This window comes from Acinetobacter sp. YK3, assembly GCF_001729365.1.
Taxonomy (GTDB): Bacteria; Pseudomonadota; Gammaproteobacteria; order Pseudomonadales; family Moraxellaceae; genus Acinetobacter; species Acinetobacter vivianii.
In genome coordinates, this window is record NZ_LZPJ01000138.1 from 1 (window position 1) to 19,035 (window position 19,035).

Here is a 19,035-nt window from a genome sequence, read left to right on the forward strand (position 1 = left end):
GGGCTTTTTAGAATCTTGGCTCTCCCACCTGGGCTCGAACCAGGGACCTGCGGATTAACAGTCCGTCGCTCTACCGACTGAGCTATGGGAGAATCTGAGTGCCATTATAGGCAGCTTTTTAAATCGGTCAAGCTAAAAATGTCATGTTTCTTTCATTTTTGTGTCGTATGCTTTTTATTTGCACAATTACGAGAAAGTAGGAAAAATAACTTGAACTTTGATCAGGCTATTGCTAGATTCGAATTAGAAAGAACGTTTAGATATTCATCTAAACAGTGTGGATTTAACCCTACTTGCCAGCACTAAAATGGCTAAACCGGAGGTCGAAATGACGACTCTTAGTATTAAAACTATTTTTTCAAATTTTTCTTTTTATCAAGAACATTATCTCGAAATCATTCAGGATTCGGCACAGTATTATACGCCAGTCGAAAATGCATTCTTAAATACCTTTCCATTTAAGCAACAAGCCTTGTTTTTAGGTGATTTATTGCAATTGTGGTTCGGAAATAAATGGAAAATCCAAAACGTTCATAATCTATTAGCGCAAAAAAATATCTCAACGCTTGATGAGCATGCACCCTTGTATTTATTTCAATTGGGCGGGGAACTCTTTTTAGGCGCAAATACAGCATTGGCATGGTCTGTTGCAGAGCAAAAGGTGGTCACAGTGCAGGTGAAAAGCATTTGGCAATATGCGGTGTTTAGCCATTTGTGCATTCGACCAAAGCTATTCAAACAAAATAAAGCGATTGCATAGGGCTATACCTAGCCCTAGTGCACTTTTGAATTAAGCTCGGATGATCATGCAGGTCGCAGTAGCATGAGCGTACAGCTTGCCATCGGCATCGACAATTTTACCTTCAGAAATGCCTAAATTTTTACTGATATTAATTATATTTCCAGTGGCAATGAGCTTCTGATTTCTTGGAACAGGGCGGCACATTTTAATATTAAGATCAATGGTGCCGTAGCCTACGCCAGCCTCTAAAAGGGTATGCACAGCACAACCTGTCACCGAATCCAGTACGGTTGCAGCAAAACCTCCATGCACACCTCCGAGAGGATTCAGGTGTCGTTCATCCGCCTGTACTTCAAATTTGATATAACCTTCCGCAACTTCAACTGGTTGCATGGGAATGGTCTGGCTAATACTAGCGGGTGGAATTTTCCCTTCACACATGGCAGTTAAAAATTCAAGTCCATTCATTTCTTTTGGATGCTTCATCTTATATTTCCTTTTGTAGTTCTAAAATAGAACCTGCTGATAAAATAGCCGCGAGAGATCAGGCTGTCAATATTCCTCATTCATTCGCTGAGTATTTTGTAAATTCTAAGTTACTCGCTAAATGCTTTGTTTTATGATGTTTATAAATGTCTTTATAACAATTTTGAATAAAAGGTAAATTTATAATGAACGGACAATGTGTATGTGGTGAGACCACTTTTGAAGTTGAATTAAGTAATCATGATGTGCATGCCTGTCATTGCTCCATTTGTCGTAGGCAGACCAGTGGCGTGATTATGACCCTTGATGTCGAACAAGGCAGTTTAAAATTTTTGAAGCAGGATCATTTAGCAATTTACAACTCATCTGCATGGGGAGAGCGCGGTTTCTGTAATGCGTGTGGAACAACTTTGTTTTGGCGCACTAAAGATCAAAACTATTGCAATATCAATGCATTTTCTCTGAATGAACCCCCTGAAGATCTAAATTTGGATCTAGAAATTTATATTGATTGTAAACCTGACTTTTATGCTTTTCAGAATCCGACTAAGAAAATGACCGAAGCTGAGGTGATTGCCTTGTTTAACCCGAATGAATAGGATTTATTTATTGCTGTAATTTTTATAAGACCATCATTGCTAGTCATTTAAATATGGGGCGTGAAAGCATATCAAGTAAATGTGCTTTTCAATTTTAGAGGGAATAGGGCGCAAGGAATGCGTACAAGCATGTTATTCAAAATTATTATTGCGATGCTGGCCTTTGCTGCAAATTCGGTACTGTGTCGTTTGGCTTTGGCTGGACAGCAAATTGATCCCATGAGTTTTAGTTTGCTGCGCGTACTTAGTGGCACCGTAGTGTTGATGTTTTTATATTATGCTCATCGTCGACGTAGTGAAAACCCTGTAAAAATTGAATGGAATCTTAAAAATGCAATTTACCTTGCTGTGTATATTGTTGCCTTCTCGATAGCTTATCTAAAAATAAATGCGGGTGTTGGTGCACTGTTGTTATTTGGAACGGTGCAATTGAGCATGGTGGCTTATGGCATTTTTCATGGCGAGAAAATTAATCTCATGTGTGGAATTGGTCTGGTTGTTGCTGTATTGGGGATTCTATTTTTATTGTTACCGGGTGCAAATACGCCTAACTTATTTTATTCACTCATCATGATGATTTCTGGTCTGGCTTGGGCAGCATATAGTATTGCAGGGAAGACCATGCGAAGTCCTTTATCCAGCACTCTGGCTAATTTTGTCTTGGCAGTGCCAGTGGTCAGTCTTGGGTTTGTATTATTTGCAAAGGATGTTCTGATCTTGCCGCAGGGGATTGTACTCGCGCTACTTTCTGGTGGTCTGGCCTCTAGCGGTGCTTATATTCTATGGTATTCAATTGTGCAGAAAATTGACCGAATTACAGCGAGTACAGTACAACTTTCTGTACCTTGTCTGGCGATTTTGGGTGGGAGTTTATTTATTGGAGAAATACCGAATCTTCGAATGATTGTTGCGACAGTGATTGTTCTGATTGGGATTTTATTGGTTATCTTTTCCAGTTCGCATAAAAAAACTCATCATAAATGATGAGTTTTTTTATGGCTTTTATGACTTATTTAGCCGCTTTTTCTGCTGCGATAGATGCAATTGCAGCGTCTACGCCTTCAATTGAATCAGCCGCTTTTTTGATACGCGCTAAAGCATCAATCAGTACTTCATCAGCAGTTGCGTAAGAAATACGCATAAAACCGCCTAAACCGAATGCATCACCAGGAACAACGGCAACGCCAGTTTCTTCAAGTAACCATTCAGAGAATTCTGTGCAAGATTTTAAGCCTTTTGCACGAATCAACGGACGGATGTTGGCATAGGCATAGAAAGCGCCATCAGCAGGTAAGCAAGAGATACCTTTAATGTCATTTAAGCCATTCACAACAAGGTCATGACGGCGTTTGAACGCTTCAATCATTGGTTGTAAAACGTCTTGTGGACCATTCAATGCCGCTTCAGCCGCAACTTGTGAAATTGAAGTTGGGTTAGAAGTCGATTGAGACTGGATTTTTTTCATTGCACCAATGATTTTCGCAGGGCCCGCTGCGTAACCAATACGCCAGCCTGTCATTGCATAAGCTTTAGACACACCATTTAAAACAATCGTGCGGTCATATAAGTCTGGTGCAACAGTTGCAATGTTGTAGAACTCATCTTCCCAGCGAATTGGTTCATACATGTCATCAGATGCAACAAAAACCTGTGGGTGGCGACGTAATACTTCAGCCAAAGCCTCGAGTTCAGCTTTGGTGTAGATCATGCCTGTCGGGTTAGATGGGCTGTTTAAAACCACTAAACGTGTATTTGGCGTAATTGCAGCTTCCAGTTGTTCTGGTGTGATTTTGAAACGTTGTTCTTCACCACATTTCACGATGACAGGAGTACCTTCTGCAATGATTACCATATCTGGATAGCTAACCCAGAATGGCGCAGGAATAATCACTTCATCGCCTTTGTTTAACAAAGCAAGTGCAAGGTTAAAGAAGCTTTGTTTACCACCACAAGACACTAGAATCTGGTTTGCTTGATAATCGAGATTATTATCGCGTTTAAGTTTCGCAATAATTGCTTTTTTTAAGCTTGGAGTACCGTCTACCGCTGTATATTTAGTAAAGCCTTTATTAATGGCTTCAATTGCAGCATCTTTGATGTGTTGAGGTGTATCGAAGTCTGGTTCGCCTGCGCCTAAACCAATCACGTTTTTACCTGCAGCTTTAAGCTCAGCAGCCTTGTTGGTTACTGCAAGTGTAGGGGACGGTTTGATAGCATTGACACGATCAGAGAGACGTACGTCCACGGCATTATTCCTTCTTATGGGATTAAAAAATAAAAAGCAGGTTATCTTAGCCTAATTAGACTTCATTGTGGTCGAAACTTGCCTTGATCGCATAAAAAGTTACCAAATTTTAATTCTCGAACGCATTCTATTTTTTTACATATTTTATTTTTATCAAAAGCCTAAAAATCCATTACAATAGCGGCTAGAAATCTAGATTTCGAGAGAATTTCAATGAGTACCCAGCAACCTAAAGCAAAAAAAGCTTTAGTGAAATTACCATTCCCTATGCCATCTGCTCAGGATGATTCTGATGATGCGGCGCATAATCAGGTTCGTCCAAAACCTGAGCAATATGCAGATCGTACCTGGATGCCACCACGCGGCACACGCCGTTCGATGGGGAAGCGTTAAGAGAAAAGCCAATCAATCTGATTGGCTTTTTTGTTTTTTTAATGGCGATTTAATGGATGTTGTATTTCTAATTCACCACGCCACAGCTTGATAAAATCATATTCATCAATATCGTAAAGCTCCATCAAGGCAATAATCACACTGACATAAATCATTGCACCTTCCGATTTGTCATGGAAATTAAAAATCTTGCCGTTGAGCTTACCGAGAATATCGCTGATCTCATGTTCGCGTCCACGTCCATAACGGTCACGTGGATAAAGCTCTTCATTTAAAACCACCAGTGCAATGGCTTTTTCAGCTGCTGTTAAACTGGTTTTATCCAGTGCTTCTTCGAAAGATTCATAACCATGATTGAAGTAGAAAATCACTTCATCGTTAATAAAGGCCTGCACAGTGGCTGCGGTGAGGTTGGGGAACTGTGAAACCGCATCTTCTTCAATATAAGGACGGAAAGATTCGGGGAAAATCACATTGGAATGGATGCCCTTAAATAATGGCGCGATTTCAGAGACTTTATAACCTGCAATACCACAACCTAAAGCTGTCAAAAAGTATTTCATTTTGGCATGGTTTTTTGCATAGATCTTGAAATCATCGACATAATGCTCGATCTGGGCGAGTGGCATTTGTTGTAAATGTTCATTTAGGGTTGGAATTGCAAAGCTTTGTCCTGCCCAACCTCGACCAACACCTTTGACTGCTGCAAAGTGTTGAGCTGCGACACGTGCTGCACCGCTGTCGTGTATACCCGCCAGATTACTGCCAAAAACAAAAACTGTATCTTCTGGGAGTTCCGTTACTATTGTTTCGTCGTGGTATTGGTAAGACATATTTTTACCATTGAAATCGAGTATAACTTCATGTTGCAGTTGATTGGGCAGATGGTCAAGTAAAATCTAAGAAATTACATGGCACAAAAGATTTCATAAAATCATCGATGCAACACTTTAAATCAATCACATTTTACCCCATAAATAGGGATTAAGTTTTAGTGTAGGAATGAGCTTGTGAGCGAAAACCAGCCTTTTGAGTTAGTCACCAACTATCAACCTGCGGGTGATCAGCCTCAGGCCATTGAGAAATTGGTCAGTGGTATTGACCAGGGTTTTCGTAATCAGTTGCTGCTCGGGGTAACCGGTTCAGGTAAAACCTATACCATGGCCAATGTGATTGCCCAAACCCAACGTCCAACCATTGTGATGGCGCATAACAAAACCCTTGCGGCTCAGCTTTATGGTGAGTTCAAAGCATTCTTTCCAAATAATGCGGTGGAGTATTTCGTCAGTTATTACGATTACTACCAGCCAGAAGCCTACGTGCCATCTTCAGATACGTTTATTGAAAAAGATTCGGCGATTAATGATCACATTGACCAGATGCGTTTGTCTGCGACGCGTGCTTTGTTAGAGCGTCGTGATGCCATTATCGTGGCTTCGGTTTCTGCGATTTATGGTTTGGGTGATCCAAATGCCTATATGCAAATGCTCTTGCATATCGTACAAGGTGATCGCGTTAGTCGTGATGACATTATTCGTCGTCTGGTGGAAATGCAATATACGCGTAATGAGCTGGAGTTCTTGCGTGGTACTTATCGTATTCGCGGTGAAATTATTGATATTTTCCCTGCGGAATCGGATAAGGATGCGATTCGGGTTGAATTGTTTGATGACGAAGTTGATTCGATTCGCTGGTTTGATCCGTTGACAGGAAAACTGGTACGTAAAGTTCCGCGAGTAACGATTTATCCAAAAAGTCACTATGTTACGCCAAAAGACCATTTAACCCGTGCCATTGATACCATCAAAGATGAATTGAAAGATCAGCTCAAATTTTTCAAGGATCACGACAAATTACTGGAAGCGCAACGTATCGAACAGCGTACCCGTTATGATCTGGAAATGATGCAACAGCTCGGTTATACCAACGGGATCGAGAACTATTCACGTCATTTGTCAGGTCGTACAGCAGGTGAAGCACCGCCAACCTTATTTGATTATGTGCCAGAAGACGCATTGTTGATTATTGATGAGTCGCATGTGACGGTACCTCAGATTGGCGCAATGTATAAAGGTGACCGTTCACGTAAAGAAAATCTGGTGAATTATGGTTTCCGTTTACCAAGCGCTTTAGATAACCGTCCAATGAAATTTGAAGAGTGGGAGCGAATTGTTCCGACCACGGTTTTTGTGAGTGCCACGCCAGCGCATTATGAACTGGAAAAATCTGAACAAATCGTTGAGCAGGTGGTTCGTCCGACGGGTCTGATTGATCCCGAGATTGAAGTACGTCCAGTGTTGACACAGGTCGATGATGTTTTATCTGAAATCAATATTCGTAAACAATTGAATGAACGTGTGCTGGTGACCACCTTAACCAAGCGTATGGCAGAAGATTTAACGTCTTATTTAAAAGAATATGGCGTCAAAGTGGCTTATCTGCATTCGGATATTGATACAGTTGAACGGGTCAAGATTATCCATGAATTACGTACTGGTGTGCATGATGTACTGGTCGGGATTAACTTGTTGCGTGAAGGTCTGGATATGCCCGAAGTTTCTCTGGTGGCGATTCTGGATGCCGATAAGGAAGGTTTCCTGCGTTCAGAGCGTTCATTGATCCAGACCATTGGTCGTGCTGCACGTAATGTGAAAGGTAAAGCGATTTTATATGCCGATCGTATTACGGATTCCATGCGCAAAGCGATGGATGAAACAGAGCGCCGTCGCAATAAACAGATTGAGTTTAATGAACTGCATGGCATTACGCCGCGTAGTGCAGTCCGTCAGGCGATTAAGGAAATTGATACGGGTGAAGTGTTGAGCGATGATGAGATTGATGAAAAAGTGCTTGAACAGGCACAAAGCATCAGTGCCGATGAACAACATCTTTTATCTGATCCGAAATTATTTGCGAAGCACATCAGTAAACTGGAAAAGGAAATGTTGAAAGCCTCTAAAGAACTACAGTTTGAGCAGGCGGCAAGATTGCGCGATGAAATTGTGCGTTTAAAAGCACACATGTTGCAATCTTAATTGAGCAGAGAAACCCTCAAAAGTGATACATATCGCAACAGTTTTTGTTTATTAAATAGGCTATTTTGAATAGCTAAGTATATGACTATTGATAACAAATTTTTGTTTTGAGGATTTCTCATGCCATTTATTAAGAATTTCCCGAAAGCGAGTTGGCGTTTAGCAAAGATTGCAGTGGGTGGGGCAGTTTTGACTGGATTGGCTGTTGGAACCATTGCTTATGCTCAGGCAAAACCTTTACCGACTGTAGAAAAAGTAGAACTGGATAAATATTTGGGTGTCTGGTACGAAGTCGCTCGAAAACCGATGTTTTTTGAGCGTAAGTGTGTCTATAACATTACTGCCACTTATACTGTCAATGAAAATGGCAATATTGTGGTTGATAACAAATGCTATGACAGTGAAGGAAATCTACAGCAAAGTGTGGGTGAAGCTTTTGTTGCCAATGCGCCTTTTAATACCAAATTACGAGTAAGTTTTTTACCTGAAGTGGTACGCTGGGTGCCTATGGCACGTGGCGATTACTGGATTTTGAAACTGGATAATGACTATCAAACAGTTCTGGTGGGAGAGCCGCGCCGTAAATATTTATGGGTATTGTCGCGAACACCAAATCCGCACAAAGAAACCATTTATGAATATTTAAATTATGCGAAATCACTTGGCTATAATATTAGTGATGTGATTTATCCTGAACATCGTTAAAATAAGATATACTTGTTTAAAAACCATGCATGCATGGTTTTTTTATTTTTATATAGTGGATAAATCACGTATTTTTTTAATTTCCCCATGTAGAGGTTCAAATTGGTTAAAGGTATCGCTTATTCAGTTTTGGCTTCTATCACATTTGGGGTTTTGTATTTTTATACTCAACTCCTCGGTGCACTGGACAGTGAGCAGACCTTTGGCTGGCGGATTATTGCGACCTTGCCTGTTTTGACACTATTTATGTGGTTTAGTGGTGATTTAGTCCATATCAAAACGATATTTAAAAGAATTTTAGCAAAACCGACATTATTACTGTTTTTAATGACCACTTCTGTGCTGACTTCAGCGCAGTTATGGCTGTTCCTGTGGGGGCCAATGCATGGTCGTGGTTTACAGGTTTCATTAGGTTATTTTCTTTTGCCTTTGGTTTTGGTGCTTGCTGGAAGTTTTCTCTATGGAGAGAAACTTTCTAAATTCCAGTATCTCGCTGTCGTGCTTGCGATGTTTGGAGTAGGGCATGAAATTTGGCGTTTAGGCAGTATTGCTTGGGAAACGGCTTTTGTGGCATTGGGCTATGCGGCTTATTTCATCCTGCGTAAAAAAATCCAGACCGATAATTTGGGTGGTTTTTGGTGGGATATGTTAATTATTCTTCCTGTTGCCATTTTCTTTACCCAAACGGGCGACATGCCTTTTCTCAAGTTTCTCGAACAGCCGAGTCTGATTCTTGTTGTAATCGGTCTGGGATTATTAAGTGCGATTGGTTTAGGCAGTTATATTCTGGCCAGCCGTTATTTGCCGCTGATTATTTTTGGTTTATTAGGCTATCTGGAACCTGTTTTGCTGGCACTGGCATCTTTGGTTTTAGGTGAGAAAATTGGCGCTGAAGAATGGTTAACTTATATCCCAATCTGGTTGGCTGTCTTGGTGTTGGTGATCGAAGGCGCGATACATCTTTATCAGCAAAACCAGCGTAAAAAACACTTGGCATTGAACCTTCAACAATATTCTAAACGTGTCGATGTAGAGGACAAAACTTAGAAACGCTTGAAAATCCGCCAGTAATGATCAGGAAAACTGTTTTGGTTGTGACGCACATCACAGCTATTATGATGATTGGAAAAGATTTTTACCTAAATTCACAAAAATAATTATAGGTATTTTATGAATTTATAGTCAATTAGGACAAAATCTTAGCTCGTTTAGCAGCTTTTGATTCAATCTTGATGATAATTCTATTACAATAATGGCGTTTTAAAAATTCACGCCCAGTATATATAAATTAGAGGACGTAACTGTGAGCAAAGAAACAATCGTTGCCCTACACGCAGAACACCAAGGTCGTTGGAAAAACCGTGAAGAAATCGCGGAACGTATGATTACCTTAATCGGTCAATTATACCGTGAGAAAAATATTGTTGTTTCTGTTTACGGTCGTTCTTTAATTAACCGTTCAGTGATCCAGATTTTAAAAACACATCGTCGTACACGTATGCTTGATGTTGAACTTTCTGTTGTAAATACCTTCCCGATTTTGGAAGCGTTAATGAAAGTTGAAAACATCGGTTCTGCTGAAGTGGATATCGGTAAACTTGCTGTTGAATATAAAAATGCAGGCGGTGATGTAGACGCTTTTGTTGCAAACGCTGTTGCTTCAATTCAAGGTAACGCAACTGCTGCTGCGCCTAAAGATGTTGTTCTTTACGGTTTTGGTCGTATCGGTCGTATCTTGGCTCGTTTAATCATCAGCCAGTCTGGTTTAGGTCGTGGTTTAAGCCTTAAAGCAATCGTTGTGCGTAAATCATCTGATGGTGACTTGGCGAAACGTGCTTCATTATTACGTCGTGACTCTATTCACGGTACTTTTGACGGTACAATTTCTGTAGATGAAGAAAACGAAGCAATCATTGCAAATGGTCAGTTCATCAAAGTGATTTATGCATCAAGCCCAAGCGAAGTGGACTACACTGCTTATGGTATCGAAAATGCACTTTTGATCGACAATACAGGTAAATGGCGTGATGCTGAAGGCCTTAGCCAACACTTGAAATGTGCAGGCGTTGCGCGTGTTGTATTAACAGCACCAAGTAAAGGCGAAATGAAGAACGTTGTATTTGGTGTGAACAACGGCGATATCCTAGATGAAGACAAAATCATCTCTGCTGCAAGCTGCACAACCAACGCAATTACACCTGTATTAAAAGTTTTAGACGACAAATACAAAGTATTGAATGGTCACGTTGAAACAGTTCACTCTTTCACAAACGACCAGAACTTAATTGATAACTATCATAAAGCTGACCGTCGTGGCCGTGCTGCAACGTTGAACATGGTTATCACTGAAACTGGTGCTGCTAAAGCTGTTGCTAAAGCTTTACCTGGCTTAAAAGGCAAGTTAACAGGTAACTCCGTACGCGTTCCAACACCAAACGTTTCTCTTGCAATCTTGAACTTAAACTTAGAGAAAGAAATTGATCGTGAAGAAGTGAACGAATACATTCGTCAAATCTCGATCAACTCTAAATTACAAGGTCAAATTGGTTATACCAACTCGACTGAAGTTGTATCAAGTGACTTTATCGGTTCACGTACAGCAGGTGTATTTGATGCGCAAGCAACAATCGCTTCTGGTACACGTTTAACTGCTTATGTTTGGTACGATAACGAAGTTGGTTATAGCTGTCAGGTATTACGTATTGCTGAACAGATGTGTGGCGTAAGCTATACCAAAGTTCCTGCTGAAACAAACGCATAGTTTGTTCACAGAGCAATAAAAAAAAGCCCAGTTTAAAACTGGGCTTTTTTAATGACTGTACAGAATATATGCTGAATAAAACATAAAAATCGATGAGAATGCAGGAAAAGGGAAATAATTAAACAAGGGATAGATCATTGTTGCAGTTCAGACGTTTATTCGTGGTATTTGCTTTAATTGTTGTGGCCAACTTGTGTGGTGTATATATCGCAATGTGGGTATTCAAGCATTTTAATATTTATATCCCGTTGAAGAATCAAGATGTTGCGATTGATTTACAAGAGCCATTGCAGGTGCGGGTAAAAGTAAAAGATGCACTCAATGTTGATGTGAATGGACGTGTTGATGCCAAGATTCCGATCAATGAGCAACTGAATGTTCCACTGACGCAAACCCTGACACCGCGTGTGTACTTTGATAGTCAGGTTCCGATCAGTACCACCATTCCTGTCAAAGAAACTATTAAGGTCAATCAAAGTCTACCGATCGATACCAAGGTACAGGTTAAAATTTTAGGCAAGGATGTGACACTGCCTTTAAAAGGCTCGATTCCTTTGCAACTGGATGTACCGATTGATATTCAGGTGCCATTACAACAAAAAGTACATTTGAAATTTGATGCGCCAGTGCGTACCGTCCTCAAGGAAAATTTAAATATTCCGTTGAAAGCACAGCTGAATGCCAATATTCCGATTCAAGGTAATTTAAATGTGCCGATTACCTCTGAACTGAATGCTTCTGTCGATGTAAAGAATACTTTACCTGTCAAAATTGCGCAGGGTGAACTCAAAATTCCTTTATCCAGTATGTATTTGGGACGGGTAAAAACACAGGCTGTAGATGAGCCCGCAACGCCAACCGATGTCAAAGTAGGTGAGTGATGGATATAACCAAATCACTGAAAAGCCTGTTGATCAGTTTTGTGATCGTCACAACGCTGGTTGCGATCTTATTTTGGTTTTATCTGAATATTCAGGCCTCATTAATCGTTTCTGCACAGCAAGCAGATATTCGTTTACCTGAATCATTAGGTACCAAGATTCAGGTCGGAGAGCATCTGCGCGTTAAGTCGGAAGGTCAATTAAATACTGTACTGGATATTGACCGTAGTTTGGCCTTGCCTTTAAAAGGCAAATATCTGGCTGATCTAAGCTTTGAGGTCGAAACCCCGATTACGGTTGATATTAATTATGAAACCGTGCTTAAAGTCGATGATGTAGTGCCGATTGAGACCAATACCGATCTGATCTATCAAAATAAATTACTGCCGAAATTTCCGTTGAGCCTAAATATTCCAGTGAAGCTGGATATCCCATTTCAATTGAAGCGAACCTATACCGTTCCTGTAAAAATCGTATTTGATGGGCCAGTGCATTTTGCTTTTGATGAGTCGATTAATCTGCCTGTAAAACATCAGTTTAAACCCAGCTTTTATATGAATGATGCGATTAATATGAGCAAAATCTCGTCTTTTGATGCGATCATGTATAACTCGGTGCAGCAGACCAAAGCCAATCTGGATATGCAAATGGCGTTACCTTTAAAAAATGTAAAACCGTAATCGATATTTTCCAGTTGTTAAAAAATGAGGCGATAAATCTTCTGTCGAAATTGATATTTTTCGGTGCTGAATTGTTCAATTTGAATATTCAACCCAGAATAAATTTAAAAAAATCAATTTGCTGATTTTTCTATTCGAGAATTTTCTTAAAATGTGGCAAAATACCCCGTTTTAAAGAATTCAGAGGATTGGCACATGCGCTTTGTTGATGAAGCAGTCATTACCGTAGAGGCTGGCGACGGTGGCAATGGCGTAGCCAGTTTTCGCCGTGAAAAATTTGTCCCTTTTGGTGGCCCAGATGGCGGTGATGGGGGACGTGGCGGAAGTATTTACATCCAGGCGGATGATGATACCAGCACACTTGTAGATTACCGTTATACCCGTCGTTATCGCGCAGAACGCGGTAAAAATGGTTCGGGTGCAAACTGTTCAGGCCGTGGCGGTGAAGACGTTATTTTAAAAGTGCCAGTCGGTACAACGATTGTTGATACTGAGTCTGGCGACATTATTGGTGACTTGGTTGCTGATGGTCAACGTGTCAAAGTTGCCCAAGGCGGTGATGGTGGTTTAGGGAATACTCACTTTAAATCGTCAACCAACCGTTCACCTCGTAAATGTACACACGGGATTAAAGGCGAATATCGTGAAGTCCGTCTAGAGTTAAAAGTACTCGCAGACGTTGGCTTATTGGGTATGCCGAATGCAGGTAAATCGACATTTATCCGTGCAGTCAGTGCGGCAAAACCAAAAGTTGCTGATTATCCGTTTACGACGATGGTCCCTAACTTAGGTGTAGTCGACGCCGATCGTCACCGTTCATTTGTGATGGCGGATATTCCGGGACTGATCGAAGGCGCAGCAGAAGGTGCAGGTCTAGGGATTCGCTTCCTTAAGCATTTGGCACGTACCCGTATCCTGTTGCATATCGTTGATGTTCAACCGATTGATGGTTCAGATCCTGCACATAATGCAAAAGCAATTTTGGGTGAATTAGTTAAATTCTCACCAACTTTGGCAAAACTTCCAGTGGTACTGGTTCTAAACAAACTTGACCAGCTTCCTGAAGAGTCTAAAGAAGAGTGGTGTCAGCACATTCTTGATGAATTGCAATGGAAAGGCCCTGTATTTAAAACTTCTGGTTTGATGTCTGAAGGCACCAAAGAGGTTGTGTACTATTTAATGGATCAGATCGAACAACAACGTGAACGCGAAGTTGAAGATCCAGAGTACGCAGCAGAAGTTAAAGCATTCCGTGAGCAGCTTGAAGCTGAAACACGTGAACAAACCATCGCAGCTAAAGAAGCCTATCGTGCCATGCGTAAAGCTCAGCGTGAAGCTGGTCTGGACGATGACGAAGACTTTGATGACGATGAGGATGAAGGCGATGTAGAAAGTATCTACATTCGTGACTAATAAACCGAGGGAAAAATGATAGAAGTGGTCGATGGGCAACGTCAGCTCAATGCGTGTAAACGAATCGTTGTTAAAATCGGATCATCTTTACTCACTGCAAATGGGCAAGGTCTAGATTTAAATGCAATTTCGCACTGGGCGAAACAGATTGCAGATCTACACAATGCCGGACATGAGATTATTCTGGTGTCTTCAGGTGCAGTTGCAGAAGGGATGGTACGCATGAAACTTGCGAGTCGACCCACCGATCTACCCAGTTTGCAAGCTTGTGCGGCCATTGGCCAAATGGGCCTGATCCATACTTGGTCAAGTGTGCTTGATCAGCATGGCATCCAGACCGCACAGGTTTTACTCACGCATGATGATCTGGCCGATCGTCGTCGTTACCTCAACTCATGTGATGCATTGCAGAACCTGATTGATTGGCATGTGATTCCAGTCATTAATGAAAATGACACCGTATCTACGGACGAAATCCGTTTTGGTGATAATGACACCTTGGCTGCCATGGTTGCGGGTCAGGTACATGCAGAGTTACTCATTATCCTGACAGATCAGCAGGGGATGTTTGATTCTGATCCACGTAGCAATCCAGATGCGAAACTGTTTTCAGCCGTTCGCGCACTTGATGATAGCCTGTTCGAGATGGCAGGTGGCGGTGGTGTGCTGGGTCGTGGCGGTATGGTGACTAAGGTTCGTGCAGCGCGCCTCGCAGCGAGATCAGGTTGCCCGACACTGATTGCCAGTGGTGAAAGTGACAATGTACTAGCACGCTTAATGGCGGGCGAGATGTTGGGCACGTTATTTACCACAGACAACGATCGTGTCACAGCACATCAACAATGGCTTGCAGCGCATTTGCAAACGGCAGGGCGTTTAGTGATTGATGATGGCGCGGTTGAAGCGATTAAGCGCAAGCACCGTAGTCTTTTACCAGTCGGTGTGAAAGCGATTGAAGGACATTTTGATCGTGGTGATGTAGTGGAATGTGTTGATAAAAATGGTGGTCGTATTGCGGTTGGGCGTGTCAATTTTAGTTCACGTTCAGCAGAAATGATCAAAGGTTTGTCATCAGAAAAAGTCTATCAGGTGTTAGGTGAGGCACGTTCGCTTGAAATGATTCATCGAGATCATATGGCGATTTATTAAATTGTCATCCATAAAAAAGCTCGCTTTAAGCGGGCTTTTTTATATCGACTGATTTTGCATATTTGGAATCCAGAACTGGTAATCCTTTTTGCTCACCCATCATATAAGGGTAGTCTGCAAGTGAAAGCATCTCTAAATCTTCTTCACTATTGCCATAGGCATAAACCGCATGATAATCGTCTAAATGATACTTTTCTAAAATACGTACTTTTTTCTGGTCGCAACTACAATCTTCGGAGCTATATTTTCCTGTTAACAGACCATCTTTTGTTTCGGTCTGGGTACAGATTAAATCAATTTTGAGCACATCACAGATTGGAGCCAGATAAAGGTCAACCGAAGCCGAGACCAGAACTACATGGTCACCGCGTTGTTGGTGTTGTCGAAGTTGGTTAAGTAACTCAGGATCTAATTTTTTTAATAATTTTTGAGTATATTCCTGTGCTAATTTTTCCACAAAGTCGATCGGCGTGTCTTTAAACATGGTTTCAAATAGACGTGGTCGCATTGCATGTGCAGGGTAAAGACGTAAATAGTAGGCCTGAATCCAAGGCAGGATTTTCAGACCTCTTTTAACAATGTGGCGTTTTGATAGTGCAAAGAAAATAAATCCCGTGAAACTGTCTTTGGGATAAAGTGTTCCATCAAAATCAAATAAGGCAAGATTTACAGTTTTATACGTTTCGCTCTTTGCATGCATGTTTCATATCGTCCATTTACACGACTTGCGAACCAATTGGTATTGTAATCACGGCTGAGTTTAGGCCCTGAAATAATCACCTCAGGCATAATTGCATAAATTGGTTCTTTATTGGTTTTCGTTTGATATAGTTTTTGAACCGCTAGGTAAGTCTGTGTATCTTCAAATTTTCTCTCTTTTTCTTTCTTTAAATCCGCACGAATTTGACGTGGCGTCACCAAAATCCTATTACTGGTAAATGCAGCAATAATTTCTTTTTCTGACTGGCTTAATGCGGATTGTGGATTACCATCTTTATTATAAAGTAATAAATCGCCATCTAAATCAAGATCTTTATCTTGTATCACTTCAAGCATCTTCTGAAAAGCAGCATTACGGCTTGAATACATCCCCGAATTATAGTCTGCAAAGCGATAAATTGCTTTGTCATAATCGGTCGAATATTCCATCAGGCGATGAATGCCATAATATAACCCACCATATTGGGTATAGAGGTCATCACGCAATTCCGCAATATTGCCACTTTGACGTTTATGCTCTTTGGCATAGTTAATGTGTACTTGCATCGAACCCAGCGTGGTGATTGGATTCATTTTCTCGCCAATATCTTGGCCAATTAATTTAGCAGCACCAGTTAAAGCACTCACATGATAATGCTTTGACATATAGTCAAAGATTTCACGATAGAGGAGATCCAGTTCGCGTTCAGTTTTTACTTTGCGCATCTGGCTCATGTAATTATTTTCTGGCGATGGCTGATTTTTCAATACATCTTCGAAATAACCCGCCACCGTGCCGCCAATGGTTTCACCTAACTTGGCTTCGAACTTTTCCTTGAGTCGGGTATTGATTTCCTGAACAGCTTTTTCACCTAAGCCCGGAACAGCAGGATCGGCAACAAAGTTAGATTCCTGATCCACGACCGCCACAATGCTGCACACATTTTGCTTGGATTTCGGAATACTCAATTGTTGCATGATATCAAAAATATCTTGCGACCATGACTCACGATCATTTACACGCGGCGGAAGAACTTTTTTGATCTGTTCTGCCTTCATTTCAGGTTCTTTACTATTTGACCACCACGCATTGTCGCCACAAGCAGTTAAGCTTATGCTGATTGCCAACAGGCTAAATGTTTTGAGTAGAGGACGAGTCGAAACAGATTTGTTCATAATGAAGACAACACCGCACAAAAAGATGAGCCGAACGGGCGAATGAAGTATACTATGTTGGTCAGAAATTGTAAGAAAATATATGTATATTGGTTCGTATCAACTGTCAAATAATTTGATTGTTGCCCCAATGGCCGGCGTCACCGATAGGCCCTTCAGGACGCTATGTAAGTACTTTGGTGCAGGACATGCAGTCAGTGAAATGATGACCGCAGACAAGACCTTGCGCATGAGCAAGAAGAGCCTTTATCGGGCCAATTTTGATGGTGAGCTGGCGCCAATCTCTGCACAAATCGCGGGTTCTGATCCTGAACAACTGGCGGAAGCGGCACGTTATCAGGTGGCAAATGGGGCACAAATTGTTGATATCAATATGGGTTGTCCAGCCAAAAAAGTCTGCAATAAATTGGCAGGTTCGGCGTTATTGCAAGATGAAGATCTCGTCGCCCGTATTCTGGATGCCGTAGTTGCAGCCGTTGATGTGCCTGTAACCTTGAAAACCCGTTTGGGCTTTTTAAATGGTCATGAAAATATTTTACGTGTGGCGAAACGTGCCGAAGAGTCAGGCATTGCTGCCTTAGCTTTACATGGTCGTACCCGTGAAGATATGTATTTAAATACGGCACGTTATGAACTGATCAAGCAGGTGAAACAGCTGATTGATATTCCATTGATTGCCAATGGTGATATTGATAGTCCTGAAAAAGCTAAATATGTGCTGGATTACACAGGCGCAGATGCCATTATGATCGGGCGTGCTGCTCAAGGCCGACCATGGATCTTTCGGGAAATTGCTCACTATTTAAAAACAGGCGAGCATCTTGCCGCGCCAGATATTGCAGAAGTTAAGGCAGTTTTATTGGGACATCTGGCTGAACTGTATGAGTTCTACGGTGAGTATTCTGGCTGTCGTATCGCGCGTAAACATATTGCTTGGTACACCAAAGGATTACGTTCAAGTAATGAATTTCGTCAGAATATGTACAAAGTGGAAAATACTGCGGATCAGGCAAAAGTCGTTGAAAGCTACTTTGATCAATTACTGGATCAAGGGCAGCGGATGAGCGATGTGCAGGCTGAGCAAGTTAATTTGCTGGATATCAAATAATTAGTCTTGTTGATGTAAAAAAGCCTGTAATCAATTACAGGCTTTTTATTTGATTATTCTAAGTGAGCAGTGATTTTTTGCAGAATTTGCAGAATCACATCAAATTCACTTTGTAATGGCGTACTTTTACGTGTGACCAATGCCAGCGTACGACTTGGGGCAGCTTCAATCGATTTCACGTCAATATCTTCATTAAAGTGAATCATGCTGTTTTTCAAGGCAATCTCTGGTAACAGGGTAAAGCCAAGATCAGACGATACCATTTCCACCAGTGTTGGCAATGAGCTCGCTTTTAAACGGTGATCATTTTTACGCTCGCCCACAGGGCAGGCACTTAAAGCATGGTCACGTAAACAGTGTCCTTCTTCAAGCAACATCAGGCGTGATAAATCGAGGTCATCGAGAGAGTTTGCATTTGCAGCATTGGTATCTTTCTTGTTGTACACCAAGAACAAATGTTCTTTCGCGATTTCGGCAACTTTAAGGCTGCGTGTGTCGAAAGGAAGAGCCAGTACAATCATGTCCAGATTGCCGTGCTCCAGCTTTTCTACAATTTTTTCACTTTGCGCTTCATGCAAATGCAACTGGATTTTTGGCAATTGTTGATGCACTTCTTCCAGCAATTGCGTCAGGATAAATGGCGCAATCGTTGGAATAATACCAAGATGCAAATCACCTGTGAGTGGTTCGCTCATTTCACGGCTTAAGCGCATCAAATCCTGAGCATCGGCAAGTAGTACGCGGGCACGTGCCACAACCTGTTCACCCAAAGGTGTTAAACGGACGTTTTGACGATCACGCTCAACTAAGACGCCACCTAATAAGCGCTCTAATTCCATGATGCCGCCAGACAGAGTCGACTGGGTGACAAAGGAACGACGCGCTGCTTCAGTAAAATGTAAAGTTTCTGACAACGTAACTAAATATGATAGCTGTCTTAATGAGGGTAATGCAGCCATAGAG

At 41.4% G+C, this 19,035-nt stretch carries 19 protein-coding genes and 1 tRNA gene; 13 read left to right on the forward strand and 7 right to left on the reverse strand.

The window, feature by feature from the left end; translation table 11 throughout:
• Positions 1-16: 16 nt before the first annotated feature.
• Positions 17-92: transfer RNA gene (locus A9Z07_RS16305), tRNA-Asn, on the reverse strand.
• 236 nt (positions 93-328) lie between these two features.
• Here A9Z07_RS16305 and A9Z07_RS16310 point away from each other — a divergent pair.
• Positions 329-760 (forward strand): hypothetical protein, encoded by a 432-nt coding sequence (locus tag A9Z07_RS16310; protein ID WP_062847214.1) that lies wholly within the window; start codon positions 329-331, stop codon positions 758-760.
• Between the two features lie 30 nt (positions 761-790).
• Here the strand turns inward: A9Z07_RS16310 and A9Z07_RS16315 are convergent, their stop codons facing one another.
• Entirely contained in the window at positions 791-1,228 is a 438-nt protein-coding gene (locus A9Z07_RS16315) for a PaaI family thioesterase (protein WP_004773695.1), read from the reverse strand.
• Between the two features lie 185 nt (positions 1,229-1,413).
• On the opposite strand from A9Z07_RS16315, the gene A9Z07_RS16320 reads away from it, so the two are divergent.
• Both A9Z07_RS16320 and A9Z07_RS16325 read left to right on the forward strand, forming a co-directional pair.
• Positions 1,414-1,827 (forward strand): GFA family protein, encoded by a 414-nt coding sequence (locus tag A9Z07_RS16320; protein WP_004773694.1) that lies wholly within the window; start codon positions 1,414-1,416, stop codon positions 1,825-1,827.
• A 129-nt stretch (positions 1,828-1,956) separates the two neighbouring features.
• Positions 1,957-2,811: a DMT family transporter gene (locus A9Z07_RS16325; RefSeq protein ID WP_069579867.1), complete on the forward strand. Its 855-nt coding sequence runs from the start codon at positions 1,957-1,959 to the stop codon at positions 2,809-2,811.
• Positions 2,812-2,836: 25 nt separating this feature from the next.
• On the opposite strand, the gene A9Z07_RS16330 is transcribed toward A9Z07_RS16325, so the two are convergent.
• Positions 2,837-4,072, reverse strand: coding sequence for a pyridoxal phosphate-dependent aminotransferase (locus A9Z07_RS16330; RefSeq protein ID WP_069579868.1), 1,236 nt, complete (start codon positions 4,070-4,072; stop codon positions 2,837-2,839).
• A 213-nt stretch (positions 4,073-4,285) separates the two neighbouring features.
• Here A9Z07_RS16330 and A9Z07_RS16335 point away from each other — a divergent pair, with 213 nt between their 5' ends.
• Positions 4,286-4,465, forward strand: a complete 180-nt coding sequence (locus A9Z07_RS16335) for a hypothetical protein (protein WP_005258791.1) — start codon at positions 4,286-4,288, stop codon at positions 4,463-4,465.
• Positions 4,466-4,503: 38 nt separating this feature from the next.
• On the opposite strand, the gene A9Z07_RS16340 is transcribed toward A9Z07_RS16335, so the two are convergent.
• Positions 4,504-5,298 (reverse strand): hypothetical protein, encoded by a 795-nt coding sequence (locus tag A9Z07_RS16340; RefSeq protein WP_004773688.1) that lies wholly within the window; start codon positions 5,296-5,298, stop codon positions 4,504-4,506.
• Positions 5,299-5,475: 177 nt separating this feature from the next.
• Here A9Z07_RS16340 and uvrB point away from each other — a divergent pair, with 177 nt between their 5' ends.
• From uvrB to proB, 8 genes are all read left to right on the forward strand, one after another.
• Positions 5,476-7,500 carry an excinuclease ABC subunit UvrB gene (gene uvrB, locus A9Z07_RS16345; protein WP_047429030.1) on the forward strand — a complete coding sequence of 675 codons (2,025 nt, stop codon included), beginning with the start codon at positions 5,476-5,478 and terminating at the stop codon, positions 7,498-7,500.
• 120 nt (positions 7,501-7,620) lie between these two features.
• Positions 7,621-8,205: a lipocalin family protein gene (locus A9Z07_RS16350; RefSeq protein WP_069579869.1), complete on the forward strand. Its 585-nt coding sequence runs from the start codon at positions 7,621-7,623 to the stop codon at positions 8,203-8,205.
• 102 nt (positions 8,206-8,307) lie between these two features.
• Positions 8,308-9,252, forward strand: coding sequence for an EamA family transporter RarD (gene rarD, locus A9Z07_RS16355; protein ID WP_069579870.1), 945 nt, complete (start codon positions 8,308-8,310; stop codon positions 9,250-9,252).
• 256 nt (positions 9,253-9,508) lie between these two features.
• Positions 9,509-10,966: a glyceraldehyde-3-phosphate dehydrogenase gene (locus A9Z07_RS16360; protein ID WP_005258782.1), complete on the forward strand. Its 1,458-nt coding sequence runs from the start codon at positions 9,509-9,511 to the stop codon at positions 10,964-10,966.
• Positions 10,967-11,103: 137 nt separating this feature from the next.
• Entirely contained in the window at positions 11,104-11,847 is a 744-nt protein-coding gene (locus A9Z07_RS16365) for a hypothetical protein (RefSeq protein ID WP_005258781.1), read from the forward strand.
• Positions 11,847-12,527 carry a hypothetical protein gene (locus A9Z07_RS16370; RefSeq protein ID WP_069579871.1) on the forward strand — a complete coding sequence of 227 codons (681 nt, stop codon included), beginning with the start codon at positions 11,847-11,849 and terminating at the stop codon, positions 12,525-12,527. The genes A9Z07_RS16365 and A9Z07_RS16370 overlap by 1 nt, the downstream gene beginning before the upstream one ends.
• Before the next feature lie 195 nt (positions 12,528-12,722).
• A complete protein-coding gene (gene cgtA / locus A9Z07_RS16375) occupies positions 12,723-13,940 on the forward strand; it encodes an Obg family GTPase CgtA (RefSeq protein ID WP_005258776.1) in 1,218 nt (405 codons plus the stop codon).
• A gap of 15 nt (positions 13,941-13,955) precedes the next feature.
• A complete protein-coding gene (proB, locus tag A9Z07_RS16380; protein ID WP_004773675.1) occupies positions 13,956-15,089 on the forward strand; it encodes a glutamate 5-kinase in 1,134 nt (377 codons plus the stop codon).
• A gap of 25 nt (positions 15,090-15,114) precedes the next feature.
• Here the strand turns inward: proB and A9Z07_RS16385 are convergent, their stop codons facing one another.
• Complete coding sequence (locus A9Z07_RS16385; protein WP_069579872.1) at positions 15,115-15,789, reverse strand: HAD family hydrolase; 675 nt, start codon at positions 15,787-15,789, stop codon at positions 15,115-15,117.
• Positions 15,756-16,964: a DUF1615 family protein gene (locus tag A9Z07_RS16390; RefSeq protein ID WP_062847207.1), complete on the reverse strand. Its 1,209-nt coding sequence runs from the start codon at positions 16,962-16,964 to the stop codon at positions 15,756-15,758. The genes A9Z07_RS16385 and A9Z07_RS16390 overlap by 34 nt, the downstream gene beginning before the upstream one ends.
• An 82-nt stretch (positions 16,965-17,046) precedes the next feature.
• On the opposite strand from A9Z07_RS16390, the gene dusB reads away from it, so the two are divergent.
• Complete coding sequence (gene dusB, locus A9Z07_RS16395; RefSeq protein ID WP_069579873.1) at positions 17,047-18,072, forward strand: tRNA dihydrouridine synthase DusB; 1,026 nt, start codon at positions 17,047-17,049, stop codon at positions 18,070-18,072.
• A gap of 53 nt (positions 18,073-18,125) precedes the next feature.
• Here dusB and oxyR read toward each other — a convergent pair whose 3' ends face one another.
• Positions 18,126-19,031 carry a LysR family transcriptional regulator OxyR gene (gene oxyR / locus A9Z07_RS16400; protein ID WP_004773664.1) on the reverse strand — a complete coding sequence of 302 codons (906 nt, stop codon included), beginning with the start codon at positions 19,029-19,031 and terminating at the stop codon, positions 18,126-18,128.
• Positions 19,032-19,035 lie beyond the last annotated feature (4 nt).